Raw genomic sequence first — 25497 nt, 5'->3', positions numbered from 1 at the left:
AAAGATCGCGCGCGCGGGCGGCGGACCGGCGTCTGGCTGGCGTCTGGCGGGCCATGATCGCGGCCATGATCGCGAATATGCAGACAGATCCCACGTGCGATGCCTTGCGGAGCCGACCTCGCGAACCGGTGGCACCCCTGTGGTAGTGGGATGGTGGCGGTTGGTGCCGGATGGTGGCAGATGCGGACCATTGGGGCAGGACGTGCTTCGCTCCGCAATCAGTCGGCGAAGCAGACAGATCTTCCGCCGGTATAGACCATGCAGGAAGCGCGCGCGCCGGTTTGGTCAATTTCAGGCAGAGACCACAGCTCCGGCCCGCTTATGTCGCGATCAGCGGTGCATCGGCGGCGTCGAGAGGTCGGTTCGACAATTCCGGTCCATTGGCAGCGATCTCGACCGGATCCTGTATAGACAGCGCCGCACCAGCTCAGCCGCGCCGGTCATGCGCCCGGTGCTGCAAACCCACGTCGGCCTGCCCGCTCCCCAAGGCAGCCAACACACGCAGGCTGCGCTGAAATAACAGGGCCGCGCAGTCCTGACGACACCGCAGCCCATTGGTTGATGCGGCAGCAGTGCCGCCCGAGACGTGCCGCCGACCTAGCGGAATTCGGCAACTGGCTCACGCGTGGGGCGCGCCGCCTCCAGCGCCTCCGCCACGGTCAGGGTCTTGCGGAACAGTGCCCGCCCGACCAATGCGCCGGAGATCGAACCGATGTATTTCAGCCGCGCCACGTCATCGGCGGTGCGGACCACACCGCTGGCGATCACCGGCGTGCGCGCTTTCTCCGCCAGCCCTGCGATCAGCCCCAGCTGCGCCTCGACATCGGTCATATCGCTTTCGATATCGGTGATGATGATGCCCGCAAAGGGACAATCGGCAAAGGCGTCGATAAAGGCTTCGGGCGTGAACGAGCCGGCCTGACGCCAGCCGTCGGTCATCACCTGCCCCTGCCAGACATCCACCGCCAGCACGATCTGATCGGGGTGAAGACGGGTCAGCGTGCGCACCAGTTCGGGGTCCCGGGCGGCAAGCGTGCCGACCACCACACGGCCCGCCCCCTTGTCGATCCAATGCTCAATATGCTCGCGCGAGCGCATACCGCCGCCCAGCTGAACCGGGATACCGGCGGTGCGGATGATTTCCTCCACCAGCTCGGCATTGCGGTTGTCGCCTTCGATGGCATCAAAATCGGTCAGATGCATCCATTCGGCACCATCGGCGGCAAAGCCGCAGGCGGTGGCAACCGGGTCCACGTGCCAGATCATGGCGGTGTCGAGCCGCCCCTTGTCCAGCGTCACGCAGCGGCCGTCCTTCAGTTCCATCGTGGGGTAGATCATCATCGCAATGCCCTCCTGTCGTCGGCAGTTTCGCCAAGGCTAGCACGGAGACCGATCACCCCTAAGGAGAAAACCCGACCTCGCGGAGGTCGGAAACGTCCAGAAACGAAAAACGGCGCCTTCCTGCCCGGAAAGCGCCGTCTGTGATCGTCACCGATTGGGTGGGATCAGGAAGCTTCGCTGATGAACTTCACCGCATCGCCAAAGGTCTGGATGGTCTCGGCCGCGTCATCGGGGATCTCGATGCCGAACTCTTCTTCGAAGGCCATAACCAGCTCAACGGTGTCCAGGCTGTCTGCGCCCAGATCATCGATGAACGACGCGTTCTCGGTCACTTTGTCTTCTTCAACACCCAGGTGTTCCACAACGATCTTTTTTACGCGGTCTGCGACGTCGCTCATGTCAATTCCTCATCTTTTCAGGCATTCGCCCGGTTGTCAGGCATTCGCCCGGTTCTGCCCTTGCCCGCTCGGGGCGGCGTGGTTGTGCCCGATGCGGGCGGTCGTGTCCCGCATAGCGGAACCGCCCCTGCCGGTCCGGCATGGACCCGCAGATGGCGAATATGCGCCGCCTATAACACAGACCGACGCAGAGGCAAACGGTTTCGCAGCATCACTGCACCCGCCTGCCCGGAGCCTGTCGCCTGAGGCTCAGGCAACAGGGTGAGCATTTGGCCACAGCCGCAGCCACATGCAAGGCTTGTGGTGCATATTTTTACGCAACCCCTCACCGCCGCAGGTCATTTTCCGTTATTTTGCAGCGACTTTCAGCTGGTCATCCATCCTGAGGATGGCCGTATTTCGCTCCGGATAACCGGGCCAGCTGCGGGGCGGGATCGCAAAACCCCGCGACCAATCTTGTGCGATGCCGCGTCGGCGGCACCGAAAATCCCCCACGGCCTGAGGCATAGAGGCCACATCTGACGCGGCGGCCGGAACGCAGAACCCGCCACCGGAGGACCGGCGGCGGGACCAGGTGACTCGGCGTCACCGCAAAGCCTAACCGGGGTCTCGGCGGCCCCGGTTGCAGCCCGGATCGCGCCCCGGGATCACAGCATGGCCATGCCGCCGTTCACATGCAGGGTGGTGCCGGTGACATAGCCTGCCTCGGCGCTGGCCAGATACAAGACGGCGGAGGCGATTTCCTCCGGGGTGCCCATCCGACCGCTGGGGATCTGGGTCAGGATCGCGTCTTTCTGGGCGTCGTTCAGCTTGTCTGTCATGGCGGTGGCGATAAAGCCGGGAGCCACGGCATTGACGGTAATGCCCCGGTTGGCGACCTCATAGGCCAGCGATTTGGACATGCCGACCATACCGGCCTTGGCGGCGGCGTAATTGCCCTGACCGGGGTTGCCGGTGGCCCCCACGATGGACGAGATATTGATGATCCGGCCCCAGCGCGCCTTCATCATGCCGCGCAGAACACCCCGGCACAGGCGCATGGTCGAGGTGAGGTTCACCTCCAGCACGCTGGCCCATTCCTCATCCTTCATCCGCATGAACAGATTGTCGCGGGTGATGCCGGCGTTGTTGACCAGAATATCCACCGAGCCCATCGCCGCGATCGCCTGTTTCGGCAGCGCCTCGACCGCCTCTGCATCGGAGAGGTTGCAGGGCAGCACATGGGCGCGCTCGCCAAGTTCCGCCGCCAGTTCCTGCAGCGGGGCCTCGCGGGTGCCGGAGAGGCCCACGGTGGCGCCAGCGGCGTGCAGGGCCCGGGCGATATCGCCGCCAATGCCACCAGATGCCCCGGTGATGAGGGCGGTTTTTCCAGTCAGATCAAACATATGATTTCCTTTGTCTCATCCCCGGCCCGCGGTCCGCCGTTTTCTTTGGAAGACAACGGGCCGGAATATTAATGAAATTTCCGCGTTCAGCCCGCGGTGATGGCTGCCACGTCCTCGGCGGTGCCGATCTGACGGCAGGCCAGATTGCGGTCGATTTTGCGGATCATGCCGGAGAGCGCCTTGCCCGCGCCGATTTCCCAGAATTCGGTCACGCCTTTGGCGGCCATGGTCTGCACGCTTTCGCGCCAGCGCACAGAGCCGGTCACCTGCTCGACCAGAAGCTGGCGGATTTCAGCCGGATCGGTGACCGCATTGGCGCGGACGTTGGCGATCAGCGGAACCGCAGGAGAGGTGATCTCGACCCCGGCCAGTGCCTCGGCCATGACATCGGCGGCAGGCTGCATCAGGGCGCAGTGGAAGGGCGCGCTGACCGGCAGCATCACGGCGCGTTTGGCACCTTTTTCCTTGGCGATTTCAGCGGCGCGTTCAACGGCGGCCTTGGCGCCGGAGACCACGACCTGAGTGGGGTCGTTGTCATTGGCGGCCTGACAGACCTCGCCTTGTGCGGCGGCGTCTGCAACGGCGCGCACCGCCTCGAGGTCGAGCCCCAGAATGGCGGCCATCGCGCCCTCGCCGACCGGCACGGCGCTTTGCATCGCCTTGCCGCGAATGCGCAGCAGGCGCGCGGTGTCGGCGACGGAAATCGCCCCGGCTGCGGCCAATGCGGAATATTCGCCAAGGCTGTGACCGGCGACAAACGCCGCCTTGTCGATGCTGACACCCTCAGCCTCCAGCGCGCGCATGGCGGCGAGCGAGGTCGCCATCAGCGCCGGCTGGGCGTTCTGCGTGAGGGTCAGGGTTTCGATATCGCCCTCCCAGATCAGCTGGCTCAGCGCCTCTCCCAGTGCGGCGTCCACCTCGTCAAAGACCGCTTTGGCTGCCGGATAGGCCTCGGCCAGGGCTTTGCCCATACCGATCGTCTGCGCGCCCTGCCCTGGAAACACGAATGCAATTGTCATCTGAGACCTCATCTTGTCTGCATATCTGCGTTGCATCGGGTTTAGACGCAGGTGACGCTGCGTACAAGCATAGCCTTCGCGCGGGCGCACCGGTGCTGTGCATCAGCTGACAGAGATGCGTGTTGTGTCAAACCGCTGAAGGGATAGGGTATTCCTGTCGCCCCCTATAAGAAGGTCTCATCGCCCGTGTCCTCCCCTGCCCGCGCGCCCGCGCTTCGCCAGAATACCGCCCGCCACTATGGCAGCGTTGCCAAAGGTTTTCACTGGCTGACAGCCCTATTGATGCTGGCGGTGTTCCCGCTTGGTTATTTTGCCAATGATCTGGCGCACCATATTCAAAGCCCGGAGTTTGACGGCGCACAGGCCACGCTGACCCGCGCGGCGCTGCTGTTTTCACTGCACAAGACCCTGGGGCTGGCGTTGTTCCTGACCGCGCTGCTGCGTATTCTCTGGGCGCTGAGCCAGCCCAAGCCGGTGCCACTGCACCCGGAGCGGCGGGCCGAGACGCTGCTGGCGGAGGTGGTGCACTGGCTGCTTTACGGGGCGCTGGTGGCGGCCCCCCTGACCGGCTGGATCCATCACGCCGCAACCACGGGATTTGCGCCGATCTGGTGGCCCTTTGGTCAGAACCTGCCGTTTGTGCCGAAATCGGAGGCGGTGGCGGCGGTGTTTGGCGGGCTGCACTGGCTGTTTGTCTGGACCCTTGCGGTGGCTTTGGGGCTGCATATTGCCGGGGCGCTGAAACATGAGGTGATCGACCGCGACGCCACGCTGCGCCGGATGCTGCCAGGACGCGCGCCCCAGGTGACGGTGCCAGAGCAGATCCCCCATGGGGCGGCGCCGGTGCTGGTGGCGCTGGCGATCTGGCTACTGGTGCTGGCCGGCGGCGGTGCATTCGGCCTTTATGCGCCGCACAGCCATGGCGCGCCGGGCACCACCGCACATGAGGCTGGATCCGAGGCCACGGATGGCGGCGATCCTGCCGCAACGATGGCGTCTGACACGGCCGGCAACTGGCGGGTCGAGGATGGCACATTGGCGCTCACCATCGTGCAGATGGGCAGCGAGGTACGCGGCCAGTTCGACCGCTGGCAGGCAGTGATTGATTTCGAGGACCCTGCCGCCCCCGGCCCCGCCGGCGCGGTCACCGTCACCGTGGCGATCCCCTCGCTGAAGCTCGGATCTGTCACCGATCAGGCGATGGGGCCGGATTACTTTGACAGTTCCACCTATCCCACCGCAGAGTTCCGCGCCGAGATCGAGAAGCTGGCGGAGGGATATATCGCTGAGGGCACCCTGCGGATCCGCGATCAGGAGGTGCCGCTGCGCCTGCCCTTCACGCTGGATCTGAACGGTGACACCGCCACAATGTCCGGCAGTGCCGAAGTGAACCGGCTGGATTTCAACATCGGCCAGGGCGTGCAGGACGAAAGCTCGCTTGCCTATGCGGTGACCATCGCTGTCGACCTGACCGCCAGTCGCGCCGCCCCCTGACGGATGTGGACACAGATCCGGCGGGGGTGGCCGCCGCGTGCCCCCATGGGGACATATAGTCCCGCAGGTTCTGGCCCACTTAAGGTATTGTGCCGCGCGGCAGCACCGGTGATGCTGCGAAGATGGCCACCGAAATCGAGTTCTCTTTTGCGGCACTGAACCCGTCAGCACGACGGCACATTCGCGTGTTTCAAATACACCAGTTCCTTGACCGTTTTGCGATGGGGCTGACGGTTGCCGTGGTTGCTCTGGCCTTGACCGACCGGGGCATGGACCTGTTGCAGATCTCGTTTCTCTTCGGGATCTACGCGCTTACGACGATGGCGATGGAGCTGCCGTTTGGTGGCCTTGCCGACAGCATCGGGCGCAGGCCGGTCTTCTTGACGGCGGTTGTCGCCAGCCTGATCTCGCTTGTGCTTTTTCTCTCTACGAGCGATTTTTATGTTCTGGCGCTGTCGTTTGCATTCATCGGCTTTGGCCGCGCGCTTCGGTCGGGCACGCTGGATGCCTGGTTTGTTGAAACCTTCAAAGCCGCCGCCCCCAATGTCGATGTCCAGCCCGCACTGGCCAAAGCGCAATGGGCCAATGCCGTAGGTTTGGCGATTGGCGCCATTCTGGGAGGTCTTCTGCCCGATCTCTGCGGCGAGGTCGCAAAACGCCTTGGGTTCAGCATTTATGATGTGTCCTACCTTGCGAGCGTCGTCGTGATGTCGGGCGTGTTTGTTTTCACGGTACTGGCCATTGTCGAAACACCGCGCCCGATGAGCGCCACGGCTCTCAAGCACGGCTTTGCGAATGTGCCGATGGTGATCGGGGACGCGAGCCGTCTGGCCCTCAGACATCCGGCTCTGTCGATCCTTCTGGCAGCGCTGGCGTTCTTTTTGATGGCGACCAACCCTGTTGAGGTGATCTGGCCGACCCATGCAAAGCCGATGCTGGACGAGAGCTATGCCAACACCGTCATCGGTATCGTCACTGCCAGCTATTTCTTCGCCATCGCTTTCGGCGCGTCCCTGTCCGTGCCCATCAGCCGGATTTTTAAACGGCGGCACGCCATGACGCTGGCGGCAGGTTTTGCCTGTCTGGCAGGGGTTCAGATCGCATTGGCGCTGCAAGGCAGCATTGTCGGCTTTGTGACGGTGTTTGTCCTCTATTCCGTGTTTCTGGGGGTCTGCGAAACCCCGGCCAGCAGCATCCTGCATCGCTGCGTTGGCGACGGTCAACGCTCGACCATGCTGTCTTTGCGGTCGCTGATCCAACAGTTGGGGGCCGCATCGGGCCTGATTCTGGCCGGAGCTGTCGCCGATATCTACTCGACACCGGTCGCCTGGATCGTCGGTGCGGTGTTTCTGGTGATTGCGATGATGCTGATCTTGGTGTTGGTCAGACGGCTGGCGGCAGCCGCCGAATAGCTGACGGGTGCCCGCCCACTCGTTCAGGGACGAACTTACAGGGACAAAAAAACCGCCACCCGGCAAGGGGCGGCGGTTCTGGATCGGTGGGTGGCGGGGGTGACCCCTCCGCCGTGCGGTCTGGTTATTCGGCCTTCATCGCCTCGACCGAGATCTTCACCTCGACCTCGTCGCTGACGAAGGGGGCGAATTTGCCCAGCTCGTAGTCCGAGCGCAGCAGGGTTGTGGTCGCGTCGAAACCGGCCCAAGGCTTGCCCGCCATCGGGTGTTCGCCGACCTGGTTCAGCTTGGCATCCAGAACCACGGATTTGGTGACGCCGTTCAGGGTCAGGTCGCCGGTGATTTCTGCGGTATTCTCGCCGGTGACCTTGATGCCGGTGGATTTGAAGCTGATCATCTCCGCATCATCGGCGCCAAAGAAATCCTTTGACATGAAATGGTCAAAGCGCGCTTCCCAGCCAGTCAGCATGGATTGCGCAGGCATCGACACCGAGACGCTGGAGGCTTCGGGGTTTTCCTGATCAAAGGCGATTTCACCCTCAAACCCCGAGAACATGCCGTAGGTGGTCGAGAAACCAAGGTGATTGTAGCTGAACACCACCTGGCTGTGGCTCGAATCCAGCTTGTAGGCTTCAGGGGCGGCAAAGGCGGTGGTGGCGGCGGCCCCCATCAGGGCGGCTGCAAAGAGAGTGGTTTTCATAATCTTGGCTCCGTTGGACCGTGTGACTTCGTTTCCCAGTTGAAGACTTTGTCATCAGAAAGGAAAGCCCGCAAAAGCCAACACTATCTGTGTTCAGATGAACAACCCAAGCCGCATTGACGCACAGAGGCCGGTTCTCGCGCAGTTGTGATGTCGGCAGGCGGTGGCGGCGGGCCAAGGCGTTCCGCCAGAGATCTGGAGCGCCTAGCTGAAGATCGGCAGGGCGCCGCTCAGCTGATCGCGCAGCCGCAGGCGGGTTTCGGTGCTGTCGATCGGCAGCTCCATCAGCACTGCGCCGTCGATATCCAGAACCGAGATGGCATGGGCGGAGAGGCGCACGCCGCCAAGGCTGCTATAGCTGCGCCGCAGGACAATCCGCGGTGCGCCGCGCCGTGTCTTGCGCAGGATCCTCAGCTCGCGCCGGATCGGGTCGAAACAGGCCTCCGGCTGGCTGTCGGGGTGATGCGAGGTCAGCAGGATCAGGCCGACAAACAGAAAGGCCACGGAAATCCCGATCCGGATCAGCGACATCTGCGGATCGAAGCCTGCGTCAGGCAGCAGCCAGAGGCCGGTGGCGCCCATCACCATACCGCCCCCAAGAATGCGCAGCAGCAGCGAGCGGATCGGCCAGTTGGCCTGCATCTGAAGGTTCATTGGTGCCGACCGGGCCAGATGGGCCAGCCGTCTGGCGGCAGGAGACTGAGAGGACGCGCGCCGCATGACCTTGCCAAATCGACCCGGCTGCATGGATCGACCCGGCTGCATGGGCTGAAAACCGATCTCGGATGGTTCGAGGAGGCTCATCTCTGGTCCCTTTCACTCTTAACGCGGTCTGTCTGTCCTGCCTTGCCTTGCCTGTGACGCCTGCTGCGCCTGTTGGTCTGTGACTGGCGGGGTGGTTAACACTTGATTAACCAAGATTGACGCCAGCATTGGGGCTGAAATGGGGCGGAGTTGCGGTAAATACGGGCCGTGCTCCGCCGTGATGGGCAGCCCTTTCGTCTACGGGCCTCAACAGGGCATATGCAGATGCAGCCGCCCTGCCCCCGCTTCCATGTTGACCCCGCCGGGCTAGCGCGCGGGGTCTGATCGGGCCGCTGGCGAAAGAGGTTCGCCCTGTCGGATCCGTGGCCCATTCTCAGCTTTGCATGCTCAGCTTTGCATAATTTTGCTAAAATTTGGTTCACAGGATATGGATCAAACCCCAGCGACCACTGGCAACGTGGGTGCAGAGGGGCACGCGGCGGGAAACGGGCCTTGCCCTTTTGGTCTGAGCCTGTATATGGGGGCTTCCTTCCGCGACATTTTCGATCCGCGCAGACTCTCGTGACAGGGCAGCGGAAGGGACAACCGCCCCGTCTATGAAATGCGCCTAGACAAAAACTGGAGTTCACATGCCACTCTACGAGCATGTCATGATTGCGCGTCAGGACCTGTCCAACTCGCAAGCTGAAGGCCTCATCGAACATTTCGGTGCTGTTCTGTCCGACAACGGCGGTAAGCTGGTCGACAGCGAGTACTGGGGCGTCAAGACGATGGCCTATAAGATCAACAAAAATCGTAAGGGCCACTACTCCTTCCTGAAGACCGATGCTTCGGCAGCGGCGATCCAGGAAATGGAGCGTCTGATGCGCCTGCATGATGACGTGATGCGCGTTCTGACCATCAAGGTTGACGCACATGAAGACGGCCCCTCGGTTCAGATGCAGAAGCGCGATGAGCGCGACACGCGTCGTGAGCGCCGCTGATCAACGCTTGAGAAAAGGACGCTAAACCATGGCAGCCAAACCGTTTTTCCGTCGTCGTAAAGTATGCCCGTTCTCGGGCGACAATGCGCCGAAAATCGACTACAAAGACACCCGTCTTCTGCAGCGCTACATTTCCGAACGTGGTAAGATCGTGCCGTCGCGCATCACCGCCGTTTCGGCAAAGAAGCAGCGTGAACTGGCCCGTGCTATCAAGCGCGCCCGCTTCCTCGCCCTGCTGCCCTACGCCGTGAAGTAAGGAGATAAGCACATGCAAGTTATCCTTCTGGAACGTGTGGCCAAACTGGGCCAAATGGGCGAAGTCGTGGACGTAAAGCCCGGCTATGCTCGCAACTTCCTGCTGCCGCAAGGCAAGGCGCTGACCGCGTCGCAGAACAACATCGCTCGTTTTGAGGAACAGAAAGCGCAGTTCGAAGCGCGCAATCTGGAAACCAAGAAAGAAGCGGAAGCTCTGGCAGAGAAGCTGGACGGTCAGCAGTTCATCGTGATTCGCTCCGCGTCTGACGCTGGCGCCCTCTACGGCTCCGTCACCCCGCGTGACGCCGCAGAAGCCGCCACCGCAGAAGGTTTCTCGGTCGACAAGAAGCAGGTTGCCCTGCTTTCGCCGATCAAGGAACTGGGTCTGCACAGCGTTGTTGTGAAGCTGCACCCTGAAGTCGAAGTTCAGATCAAACTGAACGTTGCGCGTTCGGTCGAAGAAGCTGAGCTGCAAGCCTCGGGCAAATCGATTCAAGAGCTGGCCGCTGAAGAAGAAGCCGCTGCTGAATTCGAAATCTCCGAACTGTTCGACGATATCGGCTCTGCCGCATCCGACGACGACGATGCAGCCCCGGCCGCAGACGACGAAGAGACCAACGCCTGATCGGCATTGGATCTATCCGAGATCGAGAGAGGCCGCCCCGGATCGGGGCGGCCTTTTTCATATCTGCGGCGGCCGCAGCTGGATTGCGCTGCTGACAGATCAAAATCGCCTCAAACTCTCCGCAGAAACTGCGGCGCGGGTAACCTCGTCTTTGCCGGTTTCTGCAAGCCTAGATCCCGCCCTGAGCGATCGCTCCGGGAGCGCGTGTTTGTGCGCACGTGTGGTTGTGACTGTCGTGCCAGGCCTGCGTCTGGCGTCTGGGGGTAAGCATGGAAGAGGATCTGATCCGGGAAGAAACGGCGCTGCGGCGGCGCCTGCTGCTGCGGCTCTTGCGCAACTTCAGCTTTGAAAACCCGAAATACAGGGGCGAACCGATCAGCAATCTGGTGCCACCGGAGCTGATCACCGCCGAGCTGACCCAGCACAACCCTGACCGGGTGATCCAACCCTAAACCATGCGGGCGTTGCAGACGGGGCCACGAAGGCTCGGCCCCCGCAGCCCCTTTGCATGGGCGTCCCAATCGGGCCGCAGGCACGGGAGCCGTGTTGGGACAGGGCAAGGCCCGGTTCATGCGCGCGTGGATCATGCGGCAGTCGATCAGCGCCGACAAATTCTTAGCGGTTAAAATTTGATCCATCAGCGCCCGCCCTGGCCGGGGCACCCTGACCGGTCATGCGGATCGCCGCGCCGGGGGGCAATCCCGGCTGATGGGCCGGGATTGCGGGCGATCATCGGACAGCCTGCCACGGTCGGGGGATATCCGCCGATGGGTTCCCGCGCCATTTGCCCAAGCCGCAGGCGCGCCCTAATCTGCCGCCGATCCGGCGTATTCGGGGTTTAGACAGGCAGTATCCATGATTGATCGCAGAACGGCTCTGGCCATTATTCTCAGCCCGCTGGCCCTTGCCGCCTGTGGCGAGGCACCCGCCGCAACCGAGCGCGCCGCAACGCCGCCGCTCTATCCCAACGAGACGCCGGAGCTTCGCCGCAAGATCAATTTCTGGGCCGACCACTATGAGGTGCCGCGCCCGCTGGTCCACCGCCTTGCCATCCGCGAGAGCACCCATCGGCCCTGGGCGGTCAACCGGCCCTACTACGGGCTGTTGCAGATCCTGCCGGCCACTGCCCGCTCCATGGGGTTTCGCGGCAAGCCGAAGGATCTGCTGGATGCCGATACCAACCTGAAATATGCGGTGAAATATCTGCGCGGGGCCTGGCTCCTCTCCGATGGCAGCTACGATCAGGCGGTAAAACACTATTCGCGCGGCTACTACTATGCCGCAAAACGGCGGGGCATGCTGCGCGAAACCGGGCTGCGCCCCTGATCAGACCGCTTGAAAACCACGATATCACAAAGAGTTATGATATCTTACGCGGCAGCTTGCCACTCTGATTGTTAGCGCAAAACTGTCACGTGACCGAAGGCGTTTTTCTGCTAGCATGGATGTCTGTAATAAAAAGACGTCGGAGTGAAAAATGCCTATTCAACTAGATCGCCGGTCCTTTCTGGCCGGCAGTGCCGGTCTGATCGCGCTGCATCCGTTTTCGGTTCAGGCGGCTTCCAATCAGGTGCATCTGCGCCTGATGGAGACCACCGACCTGCATGTGCATGTGTTTCCCTATGATTATTACGCCGACAAGCCGCGCGACACTGTCGGGCTGGCGCGCACGGCCTCGCTGATCGGCGATATTCGCGCCGAGGCGACCAATTCGCTGCTGCTGGACAATGGCGACTTCCTGCAGGGCAATCCGATGGGCGATTACATCGCCTATGAGCGCGGCATGAAGGAAGGCGACACCCATCCGGTCATCCAGGCGATGAACGCCGTGGGCTTTGACGGCTCGACGCTGGGCAATCATGAGTTCAACTACGGGCTGGATTTCCTGATGAAATCCCTCGCCGGGGCCGAGTTCCCGGTGGTCTGCGCCAATGTCGCCACATCCACCGGTGCCGGCCCGCGTGACGACAAGACCCTGCTGCCGCCCTATGTGATCCTGGAGCGCGAGCTGACCGATGGCGCGGGCAACCGTCATCCGATCAAGATCGGGCTGATTGGCTTTGTGCCGCCGCAGGTGATGAACTGGGACCGCCGCCATCTGGAAGGCAATGTGCAGGCCCGCGACATTCTGCAATCCGCCCGCGCCTATGTGCCGGAGATGAAGGAAAAAGGCGCCGACATCATTATCGCCCTGTCACATTCCGGGATCGGCAGCGCCGATGAGACCGACGGGATGGAGAATGCCTCGGTGCCGCTGGCGGCCGTCGAGGGCATCGACGCCATCATGACCGGCCATTCGCATCTGGTCTTCCCCTCCTCCACCTATGCGGATTTTGCCGGGGTGGATGTCGACAAGGGCACCATCCACGGAACCCCCGCCACAATGGGCGGTTTCTGGGGCAGCCATATGGGTCTGATCGACCTGATGCTGGAGCGGGACGGCAGCGGCTGGCGCGTGGTGGGCCATGCCTCGGAGGCGCGCCCGATTTCGCGGCGCGAAGAGGACCGGTCGATCACCGCCCTGGTCGAAAGTGCCCCTGCGGTGCTGGCAGCTGCGCAGAAAGAACATGATGAGACACTGCAATATGTCCGCCGCGCCGTGGGCAAAACCGACGCGCCGCTGCACAGCTATTTTGCACTGGTCGCCGATGATCCCTCGGTGCAGATCGTGTCGATTGCGCAGACCTGGTATATCGAACAGATGCTGAAGGGCACCGAGCATGAAGGCCTGCCGATCCTGTCAGCTGCGGCCCCGTTCAAGGCCGGCGGTCGCGGTGGTGCGGAGTATTACACCGACGTTCCAAAAGGCGATGTGGCGATCAAGAATGTCGCCGACCTCTACCTCTACCCCAACACCGCCCGTGCAGTGCGGGTGACCGGCGCGCAGGTTAAGGACTGGCTGGAACGCTCTGCCGGCATGTTCAACCAGATTACCCCCGGCGAGGCCGATCAGGTGCTGCTCAATCCCGCCTTCCCGAGCTACAACTTTGACGTGATCGACGGGGTGACCTATCAGATCGACCTGTCGCAGCCCTCGAAGTTCGGGCCGAAGGGGGAGCTGGAGAATCCCGACGCCAACCGCATCGTCAATCTGGAGTTCAACGGCGCGCCAATCGATCCCGCACAGGAGTTCATTATCGCCACCAACAACTATCGTGCTGGCGGTGGCGGTGCCTTCCCCGGCGCGATGGGGGATACCATCGTGTTCGAGGGGCCGGACACCAACCGCGATGTGATCGTGCGCTATATCGTCGAGAAGGGCACCATCAGCCCGCGCGCCGATGCCAACTGGCGCTTTGCCCCGCTGGCGGACACCTCGGTGCTGTTTGACACCGGCCCCAAGGCGGCGGCCTATGTGGACAGTGTCGAGAGCATTGCAATAGAACCTGCGGGTGAAGGGCCGGATGGCTTTGCACGCTACAGAATTGCGCTGTGAACAAACTGTTTCCGATTTGTGCAAAATGAAATGATTCTCGCCGCCCGGCCAAACTTGGTCGGGCGGCATATTTAGGCGCACACGCCCCGCTTGCACACAAGTTATTGAGGGGCGCCCTAAAGGTTAATTTTTACAAATTTCGAGCAAATTTGCGCTCTCCTTACTGCTTTTTAGGCATTTGTTTGCCAAATTTCCGCCCCCTTCTTGCGGCAGAGTTTTCCGACATGCGAGGTGTCGATCAGCGCTGCACAACAGCGACCCGCATCAAGACGGTTGATGAGCAAGAGGAGCAGTTCCGATGCCAAACGGCAGTTTCAACGATTTTCGAAATGCGCTTCTGGCGTTTGAATCGGGCTGGGACCGGGACCGCTACAATGCGGGGCAGATCAGCGACGCGCAGCTGACGCAATGGGTCGGCGCGCCGGTCAGCAGCTTCTATCCCGGCCTCAGCAGCTGGGGCCAGCTGAGCGACACCCAGTGGCGGGACATGGCCTATCACTCCACCAATTCGCTGGGCTTTGTCGGCTATCAGTTCGGCGAGGCGCTGCTGATTGACCTCGGTTATTATCAGGACGACGTTTACTACCTGGGCGGTGATACCATCAACCGCTGGGATGGCACCTGGACCGGGAAAAATGGCGTCAACAGCCTGGATGATTTCAAATCCCACGCCGCACAGGACACCGCCATCAATGAGGCGTTTGGCTATAACTTCGAGATGCTGAGCTACTATCTCGGTCGGCAGGGGCGCAGCATCAGCGATTTTGTCGGCGAGACCGTGACCTATCGCGATGTCAATGGCGCCATGGTGGATGTTACCCTCTCGCTGACCGGGCTGATGGCTGCGGCGCATCTGCGCGGTGCTTCGGGGCTGGCGACGCTCTTGCTGAGCGATACCGCCTCGACCGATGAATACGGCACCTCGATCCTGAAATACGTGAAAGATTTCGGCGGTTACGACAGCCCCACAGCCGACGCGCTGATTGCCTTCTGGCAGGATCGCAAGGCAGGCGGCACCGCACCGCTGGACATGGGCGAGCCGCAGCCAAGCGAGCCCGTCCTGGTTGGTGAAACCCTGCTGGGCACCGTCAGCCGGGACATTCTGGATGGAACCGATGCAAATGACCTGCTGTCAGGGCGCGGCGGCAACGACCGGCTTGCAGGCCGTGCGGGTGATGATGATCTACGCGGTGGCGGCGGGCGCGACCGGCTGATTGGCCAGGGCGGCGATGACAAACTCAACGGTTCGCACGGGGCCGACACGATCCGCGCCGGTGCGGGCAATGACACATTGATCGGCGGCAATGGCAATGACCTGCTGTTTGGTCAGGGTGGTAACGACCTGATGATCGGGGGCGATGGGGCCGACACATTTGCCTTCGGCAGCAACCACGGGCGCGCCCGTATCCGCGATTTTGAACTGGGCACGGACAAGATCGACATCCTCAGCGGAGCACAGAACATCAATCAGATCGATTTTACGACCAGAGGTGATCACGTCGTGATGTCTTTTGACAATGTTGTGGTCACGGTTGAAAATATCACCGTCGAGGAACTCGCCAGTTCCGATAACTTTCTGTTCTGAGCGGGCACCACCGCAAGACCATCGGGTGATCTGACAACCGAGAGGTCAGACAACCGAGTGATCAGACAACCGCCCTGGAGTTCGCCTCCACGGCGGTTTTTTTATGCCTTAGACCGCTCCTACTCCGCCCCGCGCTCACCGCCAAACAAAAAGGCCGCCCCCTGAGGGACGGCCTTGCGCGTTGGCACACCTCGGATCCGCGCCGGGCGGGATCCGGGATCTGACTTATTCTTCTTCCAGAGCTTCGACTGCGGCCTGCAGGTCGTCCTTGGACACTTCTTTCTCGCTCACTTTGGCCTGCTCGGCGATGTGATCGATGACCTTGTCTTCGAAGATCGGCGCGCGCAGCTGCTGCTGCATCTGAGCGTTCTGCTGGATGAACTCAAAGAACTGGCGTTCCTGGCCCGGGTACTGGCGTGCCTGGCTCATGATGGCCTGGGTCATTTCCGCATCGGTCACTTCGACCTCGGCTTTCTGACCCAGCTCGGCCAGCAACAGGCCCAGACGGACGCGGCGCTCTGCCAGTTTGTTGTGCTCGTCAGTCGGCTCGATTTCACCGTGGTTGTGATCGTGAACCTCGGGGTTTTCCTCGTGCCACAGCTGATGTGCGATCTGCTTGGCTTCGGCTTCGACCAGCGAGGGCGGCAGGTCGAAGGAGACCAGATCGTCCAGCTTGTCCAGAAGGCCACGCTTCATCACCGCGCGGGCCGCACCGGCGTATTCTGCTTCCAGACGCTCGGAGATCTGACCTTTCAGAGCGGCGAGGTCCTCGGCGCCGAATTTCTTCGCCAGCTCGTCGTTGATCTCTGCTGCCTTGGCGGCTTTGACCTCTTTCACGGTGCAGGTGAATACGGCTTCCTTACCGGCCAGATGCTCGGCCTGGTACTGCTCGGGGAAAGTGACGGTGACGTCTTTTTCGTCGCCTGCCTTGGTGCCGACCAGCTGGTCTTCGAAACCGGGGATAAAGGAGTTGGAGCCCAGCACCAGCGGGTAGTCTTCGCCTGCGCCGCCGTCGAAGGCTTCGCCGTCTACCTTGCCGACGAAGTCGATCACAACCTGATCGCCATCTTCAGCGGCAGCACCCTCTTCGCGGGCTTCGAATTCCTTGGCGGTCTCGGCCAGGTTGGCCAGCGCCTCATCAACTGCGGCGTCGTCTGCTTTGACCACCAGCTTTTCCAGCTCAACGCCGGAGAGATCAACTTCGGGGATTTCAGGCAGTGCCTCATAGGACATCTCGACGTTGACGTCGTCGCCCTCTTTCCAGTCTTCGTTGGTCATCTTGACGTCGGGCTGCATCGCCGGACGGTCACCGCTTTCCTCGAAGTGCTTGTTCATCGCACCGTCGATGGTTTCCTGCATGGCTTCGCCGATCAGACGCTGGCCGAACTGCTTCTTCAGCAGCGCCATGGGAACCTTGCCCTTGCGGAAGCCCTTCATCTCGACTTCGGGCTGTGCCTCGACGAGTTTTTCATTGACCTTCGCATCCAGCTCGGCGGCGGTAACGGTGATCGCGTAGCCGCGTTTCAGACCTTCGTTCAGCGTCTCGGTGACCTGCATCATATTCCCCATAGAGATTCGGGGCGCGCGCGCGGGCGCTCCCCCAGACAATTTGTGGCCTTCTATTTGCACAAGCGCGGCGGCGCAAGAGGGATTGCCCCCGCAGCCGCCCGGTCAGCGCCGGTTGCGGCGTTTTTTGGCCCCGAAAACAGAAAACACGCCCCAAAGGACGTGTTTTCCATAATCCGATTGCGCGGATACCGTTCAGGGCGCAGCGGATCGCCCTGCCCTGGCGCTGGCGATCAGAACTTCCAGCGGGCGCCTGCCATGATGGAGGAACTGTCCTGATAGCTGGTCCCAGAGGTGTCCGCGTAGGAATAGTCGCGGTAGGCCACATAGGTTTCCAGGTTCAGACCGTCGAAATTCTGCACCGCTGCAACGCCCCAGGATTCAGCGTTGTCGCCACTGGTGACCATATCCGAGCCGTCATAATAATCGATGGCAAAGGAGGTCGCGCCCACGGCCAGGAAATTCGCGGTATAGCCCAGCTTGGCAAAGGCATAATCGCCGCCGGTGTCGCGATCCCCTGCCGCAACCGCAAGCGAGACTCCGCTTGGTTCGTGCAGCGTGGCAAAGGAGGCCACGATATCGCGGGTTTTGGTGCCCGGCCCGTTTTCGTTCCAGACCGCCCCCAGCGCGCCCTGAATGGCGAAATCACCAAGATCGTCGTTATTGTACCGCAGGGCGATATCATAGGCTTCGCGGTCGGAATTTGAGCGCAGGATCTCTTCGCCGTAAGAGGCCGAGACGGTAAAGCCGCTGAATTCCGGCGTATCATAGCGCACCCGGCCAAGCCGCCCGCCATCGAAGCTGCGGAAGGCCGAGCCGATGTTGACGCCTGACAGCGTACCGGTGGAGGTGCGGAACAGGAAGCCGCCAGCGGAATCCCCGATGGCAGACGTCTGAATGACACTGGTGCCGGAGAAATCGGATTCCGCCAGCCCGTCAGAGGCCATCGAACCCTGACCAAAGGAGAAGGTGCCGTAGCGCGGTGTTGCGTATTGAATATCGACCTTGCGGATCCGGGTACGGTCCCAGCTGATGTTCTGCGGACGGCCGTTCTGGTTCACCCCATCGGAGGAGCGCAGCCCAAGAGCGGTTTCGAAATTGAACCGCAGGGTGTTCTCGCCAAAGGGCTGTTCAAGCCAGAAGCCGATGCGCGAGTTGGAATTGGCGTTGTCCACCAGCGTGCTGAAATCATCACTGCCATCGTCGAACGACTGGAACGAGGGGTTGAACTGACCATAGTAGCGGAAGCTGCCGCCGGAGCTGTTCTCGTAGGTGGGCCCGGCAAAGGCGGGAACCGCCAGCCCGGCAACAAGACCGGACATCAGGGCTGTCACCCCAAGGTGAGAGGCAATTTTGGTGTTCATGAGGAGATGCTCCAATATTGTTCAGGGCGGCTCCCTCTCCATCCCTGAGAGGCCGACCTGTCACAGGTGCTATCACGCGATTTTCTGGTGCTGCACTCTTGAAATAGGCCGCGCCGGTTCCCTTGCCAGCTGTGGGCGGAATTCTCGCTCGATTGTGATCACCCGCTGCGCGGCACCGCGCCGATCGGTCCGGAATTTCTGCGCCGCCCAGCTGTCTCAGGCTGACCAATCGGGCCGGAACATCGCTCCCCCCAGAAAACGTCGACATTTCGGTGGAATATTCAGTGAAACACGCCGTCTAACGGCAGATTTCCACAGTTTATTAAGGGGCACTCGTTAGCTGTGGCAGATCGACAAAGCAGGTACCCAGACTATGAGATTCAAAACTTCCATCAAGACGGCCATCTTTCTGATCGTCTTTCTGGCCAGCGCGGTCATGTTCGCGCTCATCGCCCTGTCGCGATACACCGATCAGCTGCGCACGGGGATCGAGACTGAAGTGGTCGCCGTGGAGGGGTTTGCAAAGACCCTCGCCGAGGCCAGCAGCGATTTTCAGAACGCCCGCATTGTTGAGATGGGGTTTCGCCTGAAGCCGAGCCAGGAGGTGATCGCCACCCAGGCTGAGACCATGGCGCATCTGCGCAACCGGCTGGAGACTGCAAGGATGCAGATCACCGAGTTGGATAACATGAGTGAGGCTGCACAGACGCTGAGCCTGCTGGCCAGTGAAATCGCCGCCTATGAAGCCGGGTTTGCCGACGTGGTCGCCAGCCAGGAGCGGTTGGGCTTTGACGAGACCGACGGGCTTCAGGGGGCGCTGCGCAGCTCTGTGCGGAGCATCGAAAAGGCATTGGAAGACACCGCAGAGCCCGAGATGAAGGTGAAGATGCTGATGATGCGGCGCCATGAGAAAGATTTCATCATGCGCCACGACACAAAATACATCGACCGGCTGAACGCCCGCGTGGATGAATTCCGTGCGTTCCCCGGCAGCTATTACAAGAACATCTCGCAGCGGGCCCGGATCGGCAGCCTGTTGACCGCCTATCAGAACTCCTTCAACGCCTATGCCGAGGAGACCAAGGTGATCGACGGCCACTATCAGGCCCTGAATGAAATCGAAACCGCAAGCGCACCGATCCTGGCCAAGATGAACGACCTCACCTCGGCCCGGCTGGACAGGATCCATGCCAGCGCCGCCGAGGCCATCGCCACCGCCAATGCCAATGCTATGAAGGCAGGCTTTGGCGGGCTCGGGGTCTTTGTCGTGGTGGCATTTGCCCTTGCCATCGGGATCTCGCGTCCGCTGTCGCGGGTCAATCTGGTGCTGCAAAAGATCATGGCGGGCGATTTCTCCACTCCGGCGCCGCAGTCGCGCATCAAAGAGGTCTCGACCATTGCCGCCGCCGTGGAGGACCTGCGCGCCGACAATGAGATGAAGGACAAGCTGACCCGCGAAATTGCCGAGGTCATCAGCGCCTGCGCTGCCGGAGACTTTTCCAAACGGTTGCAGATCGGGGACGCCAGCGGCTCCTTTGCGGATCTGGGCCGCGGTGTGAATGCCATCGGCGACGCGGCAGAGGGCGGCCTCGGCGATATCCGGCAGGTGCTCGACACGCTGGCGGCAGGTGACCTCACGCAGCGCATGCCCGACGGTCAGAAGGGGATTTTCAAGGAAATCGCCGATGCGGTCGACAACCTCAGCGACAGCCTCACCAGCATGGTGCGGCAACTGTCGCACAGCAGCGAGGTGCTGAATTCCACCGCCGCAGAAATTGCGGCCGCCGCCGAGGACGCCTCGCGCCGCGGAGAAACCTCCGCCGCCTCCCTGGAAGAAACCGCCGCTGCGCTGCAGACATTGGACGACACCGTGCGCGGCACCGCCGAAGGATCGGATCAGGCCAAGGATATCGTGCGCGACGCCTTTGCCCAGGCGCGCTCCACCAGCGAACTGGCCAGCCAGACCATCAGCGCCATGCAGCGGATCGAGGATTCGTCTGGCGCGATCGCCAAGATCACCGACCTGATCGAAGATCTTGCCTTTCAGACCAATCTGCTGGCGCTGAACGCCGGGGTCGAGGCCGCCCGCGCGGGAGAAGCAGGCCGCGGCTTTGCCGTCGTCGCCTCCGAGGTGCGCGGCCTCGCGCAGCGTTCTGCGGACGCCGTGCAGGAGATCAACGCGCTGATTGAGGTCAGCACCCGCGAGGTTGCCCAGGGCGTGAAACTGGTCGATCAGACCGGCACCGCGCTGGCCTCGATCCAAAGCTCGGTCGAAGCGGTGGTCGGCAAGGTTGAGCAGATCGCCGCCACCACGGTCGAGCAGTCCAATGGTCTGTCAGAGGTCAACACCGCCGTCGTCTCCCTGGACCAGAATGCGCAGAAGAACTCCGCCATGCTGGAGCAGACCGCCGCCGCCGGTCAGATGCTGCGCGAGGAGGCGCAGACATTGGTCCGGGCGATCTCCGGCTTTACCACCAGCCCTTCCGGCACCGGACACCGCGATGCTGAACCCATCGCCGACAGCTGGGCGCAACCGGCCTATGACGATGAGGATATCGCCTACGCCCAATCCGCCTGATCAGACGGTCTGACCGCACTGCCCCAGCTGGCGCTGCGGTCGGACCTGAGGCTGGCCAAGGCGTCAACGACCGGTGTCGCAGTCTGATGAGCCCAGTTCTGCCCCCTGACCTGCTGCCCCCTGACCTGCCCCCTGAAACGCCCGCCAACCCGGGCGTTTCATCATATCCGCCAAAGATATCCTCCAATGGGTCGATCCGCGCCAGTCAGGCAGCGGCGCAGGTGCCGATCAAAGACGGGCCTGAGCTGATCAAGACGACGCAGATCAGCCAGAGCACCACGCATGGCATCCACCGTCCCGCCGATGGCGACATTGTCCTCGGTACAGATGCCGCGAAGGATAAAAGTCAAAGCTGGTGCCAAAGGGGTAGACCGGCCCCAATAGGCCGGGTCATCCTAGAGGATCTGTGAAAAATGGTGCGGGTGGAGGGACTTGAACCCCCACGCCTTGCGGCGCCAGAACCTAAATCTGGTGCGTCTACCAATTTCGCCACACCCGCATCCTGTCGGTGGTCACAGCCACCGTGAAGCGCTCAATAGCAAAGCTTTTTGACGGATGCAAAAGGGAAAGCGCGGTTCGGGCGCAACTTTTTCACCCGCGCCCTGCCCCGGCTATCCGGTTCGCCCCTCAAGCCTGCGCAACACGCGAGGGATCTGCTCGGGCAGATCCTCGGCAATCAGCCCGGGGCCGAATTCCAGCGCGCATTCGACGTGAATATAGGCGGCGGTCTCGGACGCCTGCATCGGGGAAAACCCGCGCGCCAGCAACCCGGTGATGAAGCCTGCCAGCACATCGCCCGACCCGGCGGTGGCCAGCCAGGGCGCGGACCGCTCGTAATGGGCGGAATTCACCGAGCAGCGCCCGTCCGGCGCGGCGATCACCGTATCGGGCCCCTTGAACAGCACCACGCAGCCCGCGCGTCTGGCCGCCTCACGGGTGGCGTCGACCTTGGAATAGGCGGGACCGGAGGTGGCGGGTGCTGCCAGTTTTTCTGCGATATCCGGGAACAGCCGGGCAAACTCGCCGCCATGGGGCGTGATCACACAGGTGTCGTGCAGGGCCTCAAACAGGACGTCGGGTTTCAGCTCGAACCGGGTCAGCGCATCAGCATCCAGAACGGTGGCGCGTTTTTCCTTCAGCACCGCCATGACCACCGCCTGGGTGTCGGCCCCGCGCCCCAATCCGGGGCCAAGGCAGACCGCATTGAACCGCTTGTCCTCCAGAAGCTCGCTGACCCCATGCGCGCCGTCGATCTGCCGCAGCATGATCGCCGTCAGCTGACTGGCATTTTCCATCATCGCCGATCGCGGCGAGCCGACGGTCACCAGCCCTGCCCCGATGCGAAGCGCTCCGCGGGCGGCAAGACGCGCGGCACCGGTCCGACCATGTCCGCCGGAGAGGATGAGGGCGTGGCCGTGGGTGTATTTGTGATGACCGCTTCGCTTCGACATTATCTGTGGCGCAACCGAGGTCACGACGCCGCCAGTTGCGGCACCTTGCCCTGTTTTCAGGCCGATGCTTTTGACCAAAACCCTGCCTGACTGCTCGGGTCCATCTGCCAGGACATGCGCCAACTTCCGGCTGTGAAAGGTTACCGTGAGATCAGCGCAGATTGCCTCAAATTCCCGTGCCGGTTCCTTACTACGCAGCAGTTTTCCAGAGTCCGTGCACGCCCCGCTGGGTAGGTCAATTGAGACCACGCGGGGCGCCGGGAAAGCACCCGTTCTGGAGCTTTCTGACAGACGCCACTCGGTTATCTCGGTTAGCCGGCCAAACGAATTGAACGTCTCGACCGGCCGCGTAAGTCCAGTTCCAAACAGCGCATCAACAAGAAGAGTGTTTTCCCGGTGCTTTGCAGGATCCAGTGCAAATGCGCCACTCCCAGTGTCGACATATGGAACGACTGCTCCCAGCTCCCACCACCGCTCATAATTCACCTTCGCATCCGTCGGCAGCTTGTCCGGGTCGCCATAAAGGAACACCTCCACCTCCCAGCCGCGCTGCTTCAACAGTCGCGCCACAACAAAACCGTCGCCGCCATTGTTGCCCGGCCCGCAGAGTACCACGGCACGGTAGGGTCCTTCGGCACCGTTCTTCTGGCCAGAAATATCCCGGGGGGAGGCCGCAGGCCGGGGGGCAGCGCCCCCCACTTGGGTAGCCGCAGGCCCCGCCAGCTCCGGCCATTCCTCGAAAATGGCCTCGACCACGCTCCGCCCTGCCCGCTCCATCAGCTCCAGACCGGTGACCTCGCCAGAGCCGATGGCGGCCTGTTCAATGGCGCGCATCTGGGCAGCGGTCAGCAATTCGCTCATTCCTTTGACCTCTCGATTGGGGCAGCAAACGGCGACGCGGATTCAGAACTGCGCATAAAACGGGCGCACTGCCTAATTTTTAGGCACATCCGATGAAATCCTGCGCAGTTTCGCCGCAGCGCTTGCAGCTCTTGTTGTCGCGGCTCAGTAGAAGTGATCTGACCTCTCTCGACAAGGTTGCGAGGAGTCACCCCGATGAAAAAGATCGAAGCCATCATCAAGCCGTTCAAACTCGACGAGGTGAAAGAAGCCTTGCAGGACGTGGGCGTACAGGGTCTTTCGGTGATCGAGGTCAAGGGGTTTGGCCGTCAGAAAGGTCATACCGAGCTCTACCGTGGCGCCGAATATGTCGTCGATTTCCTGCCGAAGGTGAAAATCGAGGTGGTTCTGGACGATGATCAGGTTGATGCCGCCATCGAGGCGATTGTGGCAGCAGCCAAGACCGACAAGATCGGCGACGGCAAAATCTTTGTCTCGCCCGTTGAGCAGGCAATCCGCATCCGCACCGGGGAAACCGGTTCGGACGCGCTCTGAGCCTGACCACATAATACTCGGCTGTCCCTGTCGCCGCGCGGCAGGCCAGCCCGGACACTCTCAAGACAAAAAGATCAGAAGGACCATTGGAAATGAGCGCAGACGCAGTTCTGAAGATGATCAAAGACGAAGATGCCGCCTATGTCGACATCCGTTTCACCGATGTGCGGGGCAAGCTCCAGCACGTGACCGTGGACGTCGACCTGGTGGATGAAGATTTCCTCGAAGAGGGCTTCATGTTCGATGGCTCCTCCATCGCCGGCTGGAAGTCGATCGAAAACTCCGACATGAAACTGATCCTCGACACCAGCTCGGCCTATGTCGATCCGTTCTATGCCGAAAAGACCATCTGCATCCATTGTTCCGTGGTTGAGCCCGATACCGGCGAAGCCTACCCCCGCGATCCGCGCGGCACCGCGCAGAAGGCAGAGGCCTATCTGAAATCCTCCGGCATCGGCGATGTGGCCTATATGGGCCCCGAGGCAGAATTCTTCCTGTTTGATGATGTGCGCTTCTCCAACACCATCAACAAAGTCTCCTTCGAGGTCGACGCCACCGACGCCTCCTGGAACACCGATACCGAATATGAAATGGGCAACATGGGCCACCGTCCGGGTCTGAAGGGCGGCTATTTCCCGGTGAACCCGATCGACGAAGCCCAGGACCTGCGCTCCGAAATGCTCTCGACCATGAAGCGTCTTGGCATGAAGGTGGACAAGCACCATCACGAGGTGGCCTCGTGCCAGCACGAGCTGGGCCTGATCTTTGACAGCCTGACCAAACAGGCCGACGAGCTGCAGAAATACAAATATGTGATCCACAACGTGGCACATGCCTACGGCAAATCCGCAACCTTCATGCCGAAGCCGATCTATGGCGACAACGGCACCGGCATGCATGTGAACATGTCGATCTGGAAGGACGGCAAGCCGCTGTTCGCGGGCGACAAATATGCCGATCTCAGCCAGGAAGCGCTGTATTTCATTGGTGGCATCCTGAAGCACGCCAAGACCCTGAACGCCTTCACCAACCCCTCGACCAACTCCTACAAGCGCCTGATCCCCGGCTTTGAGGCCCCGGTTCTGCGCGCCTATTCCGCCCGCAACCGCTCCGGCTGCGTGCGGATCCCATGGACCGAGAGCCCGAAAGCCAAGCGCGTCGAAGCCCGTTTCCCCGATCCGGCCGCAAACCCCTACCTGGCCTTCTCCGCCCTGCTGATGGCCGGCCTTGACGGGATCAAGAACAAGATTGATCCGGGCGAAGCCATGGACAAGAACCTCTACGACCTGCCCGCAGAAGAGCTGGCCGGCATCCCTACCGTCTGCGGCAGCCTGCGCGAAGCGCTGGAATCGCTGGCGGCCGACCATGACTTCCTGTTGCAGGGCGACGTGTTCACCAAGGACCAGATCGAAGGCTATATCGCCCTCAAGATGGAAGAGGTGGAAACCTACGAACACACCCCGCATCCGGTGGAATACGGCATGTACTACAGCTGCTGATCCCCGATCACGCAGGCTGACTGGGCGCTCCCTTCGGGGGGCGCCTTTTTCATATGCGCCGCAGCAGCTCAGCTCGCCGTCGTCCTCGTCAGATGTGGGTGGCTGCGGCATATGATCATGGCGCTCCGCCGACGCGATATTGCGTGCAGGCCCAACGGGGCGACTTTTGATTTGACATCCCCCCGCCGCTCGGTCTCCATCGCCGCATGATCCTTGCTGTTCTACTGCCCATCGCCATGCCGATCG

21 protein-coding genes and 1 tRNA gene are annotated in these 25497 nt (G+C 61.7%); 12 read left to right on the top strand and 10 right to left on the bottom strand.

Annotated features, from left to right (window positions below; genetic code table 11):
• Nucleotides 1–597 precede the first annotated feature (597 nt).
• From VWY60_RS06200 to fabD, 4 genes are all read right to left on the bottom strand, one after another.
• Nucleotides 598–1341: a 1-(5-phosphoribosyl)-5-[(5-phosphoribosylamino)methylideneamino] imidazole-4-carboxamide isomerase gene (locus VWY60_RS06200; protein WP_340545797.1), complete on the bottom strand. Its 744-nt coding sequence runs from the start codon at nt 1339–1341 to the stop codon at nt 598–600.
• A 164-nt stretch (nt 1342–1505) separates the two neighbouring features.
• The gene (locus tag VWY60_RS06195; RefSeq protein WP_005982462.1) at nt 1506–1739 is read right to left on the bottom strand and encodes an acyl carrier protein; all 234 of its coding nucleotides are present in this window, start codon (nt 1737–1739) and stop codon (nt 1506–1508) included.
• Nucleotides 1740–2386: 647 nt separating this feature from the next.
• Nucleotides 2387–3124, bottom strand: a complete 738-nt coding sequence (fabG, locus tag VWY60_RS06190; RefSeq protein ID WP_340545798.1) for a 3-oxoacyl-ACP reductase FabG — start codon at nt 3122–3124, stop codon at nt 2387–2389.
• A gap of 86 nt (nt 3125–3210) precedes the next feature.
• The gene (gene fabD / locus VWY60_RS06185) at nt 3211–4143 is read right to left on the bottom strand and encodes an ACP S-malonyltransferase (protein ID WP_416540055.1); all 933 of its coding nucleotides are present in this window, start codon (nt 4141–4143) and stop codon (nt 3211–3213) included.
• 186 nt (nt 4144–4329) lie between these two features.
• On the opposite strand from fabD, the gene VWY60_RS06180 reads away from it, so the two are divergent.
• Together VWY60_RS06180 and VWY60_RS06175 are read left to right on the top strand one after the other, a co-directional pair.
• The gene (locus VWY60_RS06180; protein WP_416540054.1) at nt 4330–5637 is read left to right on the top strand and encodes a cytochrome b/b6 domain-containing protein; all 1308 of its coding nucleotides are present in this window, start codon (nt 4330–4332) and stop codon (nt 5635–5637) included.
• 122 nt (nt 5638–5759) lie between these two features.
• Nucleotides 5760–7049 carry an MFS transporter gene (locus tag VWY60_RS06175; protein WP_416540053.1) on the top strand — a complete coding sequence of 430 codons (1290 nt, stop codon included), beginning with the start codon at nt 5760–5762 and terminating at the stop codon, nt 7047–7049.
• Nucleotides 7050–7173: 124 nt separating this feature from the next.
• On the opposite strand, the gene VWY60_RS06170 is transcribed toward VWY60_RS06175, so the two are convergent.
• Nucleotides 7174–7749 (bottom strand): YceI family protein, encoded by a 576-nt coding sequence (locus VWY60_RS06170; RefSeq protein WP_416538903.1) that lies wholly within the window; start codon nt 7747–7749, stop codon nt 7174–7176.
• A 204-nt stretch (nt 7750–7953) separates the two neighbouring features.
• Nucleotides 7954–8553: a hypothetical protein gene (locus VWY60_RS06165; protein WP_416540052.1), complete on the bottom strand. Its 600-nt coding sequence runs from the start codon at nt 8551–8553 to the stop codon at nt 7954–7956.
• Between the two features lie 590 nt (nt 8554–9143).
• On the opposite strand from VWY60_RS06165, the gene rpsF reads away from it, so the two are divergent.
• The 7 genes from rpsF to VWY60_RS06130 all read left to right on the top strand — a co-directional run bounded on the left by rpsF (nt 9144) and on the right by VWY60_RS06130 (nt 15398).
• A complete protein-coding gene (rpsF, locus tag VWY60_RS06160) occupies nt 9144–9497 on the top strand; it encodes a 30S ribosomal protein S6 (protein WP_340545804.1) in 354 nt (117 codons plus the stop codon).
• A gap of 28 nt (nt 9498–9525) precedes the next feature.
• Nucleotides 9526–9753, top strand: coding sequence for a 30S ribosomal protein S18 (rpsR, locus tag VWY60_RS06155; RefSeq protein ID WP_005982441.1), 228 nt, complete (start codon nt 9526–9528; stop codon nt 9751–9753).
• Nucleotides 9754–9765: 12 nt separating this feature from the next.
• Entirely contained in the window at nt 9766–10377 is a 612-nt protein-coding gene (rplI, locus tag VWY60_RS06150; protein WP_340545805.1) for a 50S ribosomal protein L9, read from the top strand.
• Nucleotides 10378–10646: 269 nt separating this feature from the next.
• Complete coding sequence (locus VWY60_RS06145; protein WP_416540051.1) at nt 10647–10829, top strand: peptidyl-tRNA hydrolase; 183 nt, start codon at nt 10647–10649, stop codon at nt 10827–10829.
• 403 nt (nt 10830–11232) lie between these two features.
• Nucleotides 11233–11703, top strand: coding sequence for a lytic transglycosylase domain-containing protein (locus tag VWY60_RS06140; protein ID WP_340545807.1), 471 nt, complete (start codon nt 11233–11235; stop codon nt 11701–11703).
• A gap of 151 nt (nt 11704–11854) precedes the next feature.
• Nucleotides 11855–13813: a bifunctional 2',3'-cyclic-nucleotide 2'-phosphodiesterase/3'-nucleotidase gene (locus tag VWY60_RS06135; RefSeq protein ID WP_340545808.1), complete on the top strand. Its 1959-nt coding sequence runs from the start codon at nt 11855–11857 to the stop codon at nt 13811–13813.
• A gap of 298 nt (nt 13814–14111) precedes the next feature.
• Complete coding sequence (locus VWY60_RS06130; protein ID WP_416534166.1) at nt 14112–15398, top strand: calcium-binding protein; 1287 nt, start codon at nt 14112–14114, stop codon at nt 15396–15398.
• Between the two features lie 225 nt (nt 15399–15623).
• Here the strand turns inward: VWY60_RS06130 and tig are convergent, their stop codons facing one another.
• Nucleotides 15624–16955 (bottom strand): trigger factor, encoded by a 1332-nt coding sequence (tig, locus tag VWY60_RS06125; protein WP_416534167.1) that lies wholly within the window; start codon nt 16953–16955, stop codon nt 15624–15626.
• A gap of 242 nt (nt 16956–17197) precedes the next feature.
• Nucleotides 17198–18328, bottom strand: a complete 1131-nt coding sequence (locus tag VWY60_RS06120) for a porin (RefSeq protein ID WP_416538907.1) — start codon at nt 18326–18328, stop codon at nt 17198–17200.
• Nucleotides 18329–18701: 373 nt separating this feature from the next.
• Between VWY60_RS06120 and VWY60_RS06115 the strand changes: the two genes are divergently transcribed.
• Complete coding sequence (locus VWY60_RS06115; protein ID WP_416540050.1) at nt 18702–20906, top strand: methyl-accepting chemotaxis protein; 2205 nt, start codon at nt 18702–18704, stop codon at nt 20904–20906.
• Between the two features lie 414 nt (nt 20907–21320).
• Here VWY60_RS06115 and VWY60_RS06110 read toward each other — a convergent pair.
• A tRNA-Leu gene (locus VWY60_RS06110) sits at nt 21321–21405 on the bottom strand.
• A 112-nt stretch (nt 21406–21517) separates the two neighbouring features.
• Nucleotides 21518–23218, bottom strand: a complete 1701-nt coding sequence (locus VWY60_RS06105; protein ID WP_416540049.1) for an NAD(P)H-hydrate dehydratase — start codon at nt 23216–23218, stop codon at nt 21518–21520.
• Between the two features lie 195 nt (nt 23219–23413).
• On the opposite strand from VWY60_RS06105, the gene VWY60_RS06100 reads away from it, so the two are divergent.
• Both VWY60_RS06100 and glnA read left to right on the top strand, forming a co-directional pair.
• Entirely contained in the window at nt 23414–23752 is a 339-nt protein-coding gene (locus VWY60_RS06100) for a P-II family nitrogen regulator (RefSeq protein WP_014874894.1), read from the top strand.
• Nucleotides 23753–23844: 92 nt separating this feature from the next.
• Entirely contained in the window at nt 23845–25251 is a 1407-nt protein-coding gene (gene glnA / locus VWY60_RS06095; protein WP_340545814.1) for a type I glutamate--ammonia ligase, read from the top strand.
• Nucleotides 25252–25497: the final 246 nt, after the last annotated feature.

Source organism: Phaeobacter sp. JH20_26, from assembly GCF_048056275.1.
Lineage (GTDB): Bacteria > Pseudomonadota > Alphaproteobacteria > Rhodobacterales > Rhodobacteraceae > Phaeobacter > Phaeobacter bryozoorum.
Note: the sequence above shows the minus strand (reverse complement) of the source record. Positions and strands in the feature narration are given on the sequence as shown.

What these genes read in the sequence shown, in the direction of transcription:
- fabG (WP_340545798.1), bottom strand. Translation starts at nt 3,124, where the DNA reads ATGTTTGATCTGACTGGAAAAACCGCCCTCATCACCGGGGCATCTGGT.
- VWY60_RS06120 (WP_416538907.1), bottom strand. Translation starts at nt 18,328, where the DNA reads ATGAACACCAAAATTGCCTCTCACCTTGGGGTGACAGCCCTGATGTCC.
- rpsF (WP_340545804.1), top strand. Translation starts at nt 9,144, where the DNA reads ATGCCACTCTACGAGCATGTCATGATTGCGCGTCAGGACCTGTCCAAC.
- rpsR (WP_005982441.1), top strand. Translation starts at nt 9,526, where the DNA reads ATGGCAGCCAAACCGTTTTTCCGTCGTCGTAAAGTATGCCCGTTCTCG.
- VWY60_RS06145 (WP_416540051.1), top strand. Translation starts at nt 10,647, where the DNA reads ATGGAAGAGGATCTGATCCGGGAAGAAACGGCGCTGCGGCGGCGCCTG.
- glnA (WP_340545814.1), top strand. Translation starts at nt 23,845, where the DNA reads ATGAGCGCAGACGCAGTTCTGAAGATGATCAAAGACGAAGATGCCGCC.
- rplI (WP_340545805.1), top strand. Translation starts at nt 9,766, where the DNA reads ATGCAAGTTATCCTTCTGGAACGTGTGGCCAAACTGGGCCAAATGGGC.
- VWY60_RS06170 (WP_416538903.1), bottom strand. Translation starts at nt 7,749, where the DNA reads ATGAAAACCACTCTCTTTGCAGCCGCCCTGATGGGGGCCGCCGCCACC.
- fabD (WP_416540055.1), bottom strand. Translation starts at nt 4,143, where the DNA reads ATGACAATTGCATTCGTGTTTCCAGGGCAGGGCGCGCAGACGATCGGT.
- VWY60_RS06130 (WP_416534166.1), top strand. Translation starts at nt 14,112, where the DNA reads ATGCCAAACGGCAGTTTCAACGATTTTCGAAATGCGCTTCTGGCGTTT.
- VWY60_RS06115 (WP_416540050.1), top strand. Translation starts at nt 18,702, where the DNA reads ATGAGATTCAAAACTTCCATCAAGACGGCCATCTTTCTGATCGTCTTT.
- VWY60_RS06135 (WP_340545808.1), top strand. Translation starts at nt 11,855, where the DNA reads ATGCCTATTCAACTAGATCGCCGGTCCTTTCTGGCCGGCAGTGCCGGT.
- VWY60_RS06165 (WP_416540052.1), bottom strand. Translation starts at nt 8,553, where the DNA reads ATGAGCCTCCTCGAACCATCCGAGATCGGTTTTCAGCCCATGCAGCCG.
- VWY60_RS06105 (WP_416540049.1), bottom strand. Translation starts at nt 23,218, where the DNA reads ATGAGCGAATTGCTGACCGCTGCCCAGATGCGCGCCATTGAACAGGCC.
- VWY60_RS06140 (WP_340545807.1), top strand. Translation starts at nt 11,233, where the DNA reads ATGATTGATCGCAGAACGGCTCTGGCCATTATTCTCAGCCCGCTGGCC.
- VWY60_RS06100 (WP_014874894.1), top strand. Translation starts at nt 23,414, where the DNA reads ATGAAAAAGATCGAAGCCATCATCAAGCCGTTCAAACTCGACGAGGTG.
- VWY60_RS06175 (WP_416540053.1), top strand. Translation starts at nt 5,760, where the DNA reads ATGGCCACCGAAATCGAGTTCTCTTTTGCGGCACTGAACCCGTCAGCA.
- VWY60_RS06200 (WP_340545797.1), bottom strand. Translation starts at nt 1,341, where the DNA reads ATGATGATCTACCCCACGATGGAACTGAAGGACGGCCGCTGCGTGACG.
- VWY60_RS06195 (WP_005982462.1), bottom strand. Translation starts at nt 1,739, where the DNA reads ATGAGCGACGTCGCAGACCGCGTAAAAAAGATCGTTGTGGAACACCTG.
- tig (WP_416534167.1), bottom strand. Translation starts at nt 16,955, where the DNA reads ATGCAGGTCACCGAGACGCTGAACGAAGGTCTGAAACGCGGCTACGCG.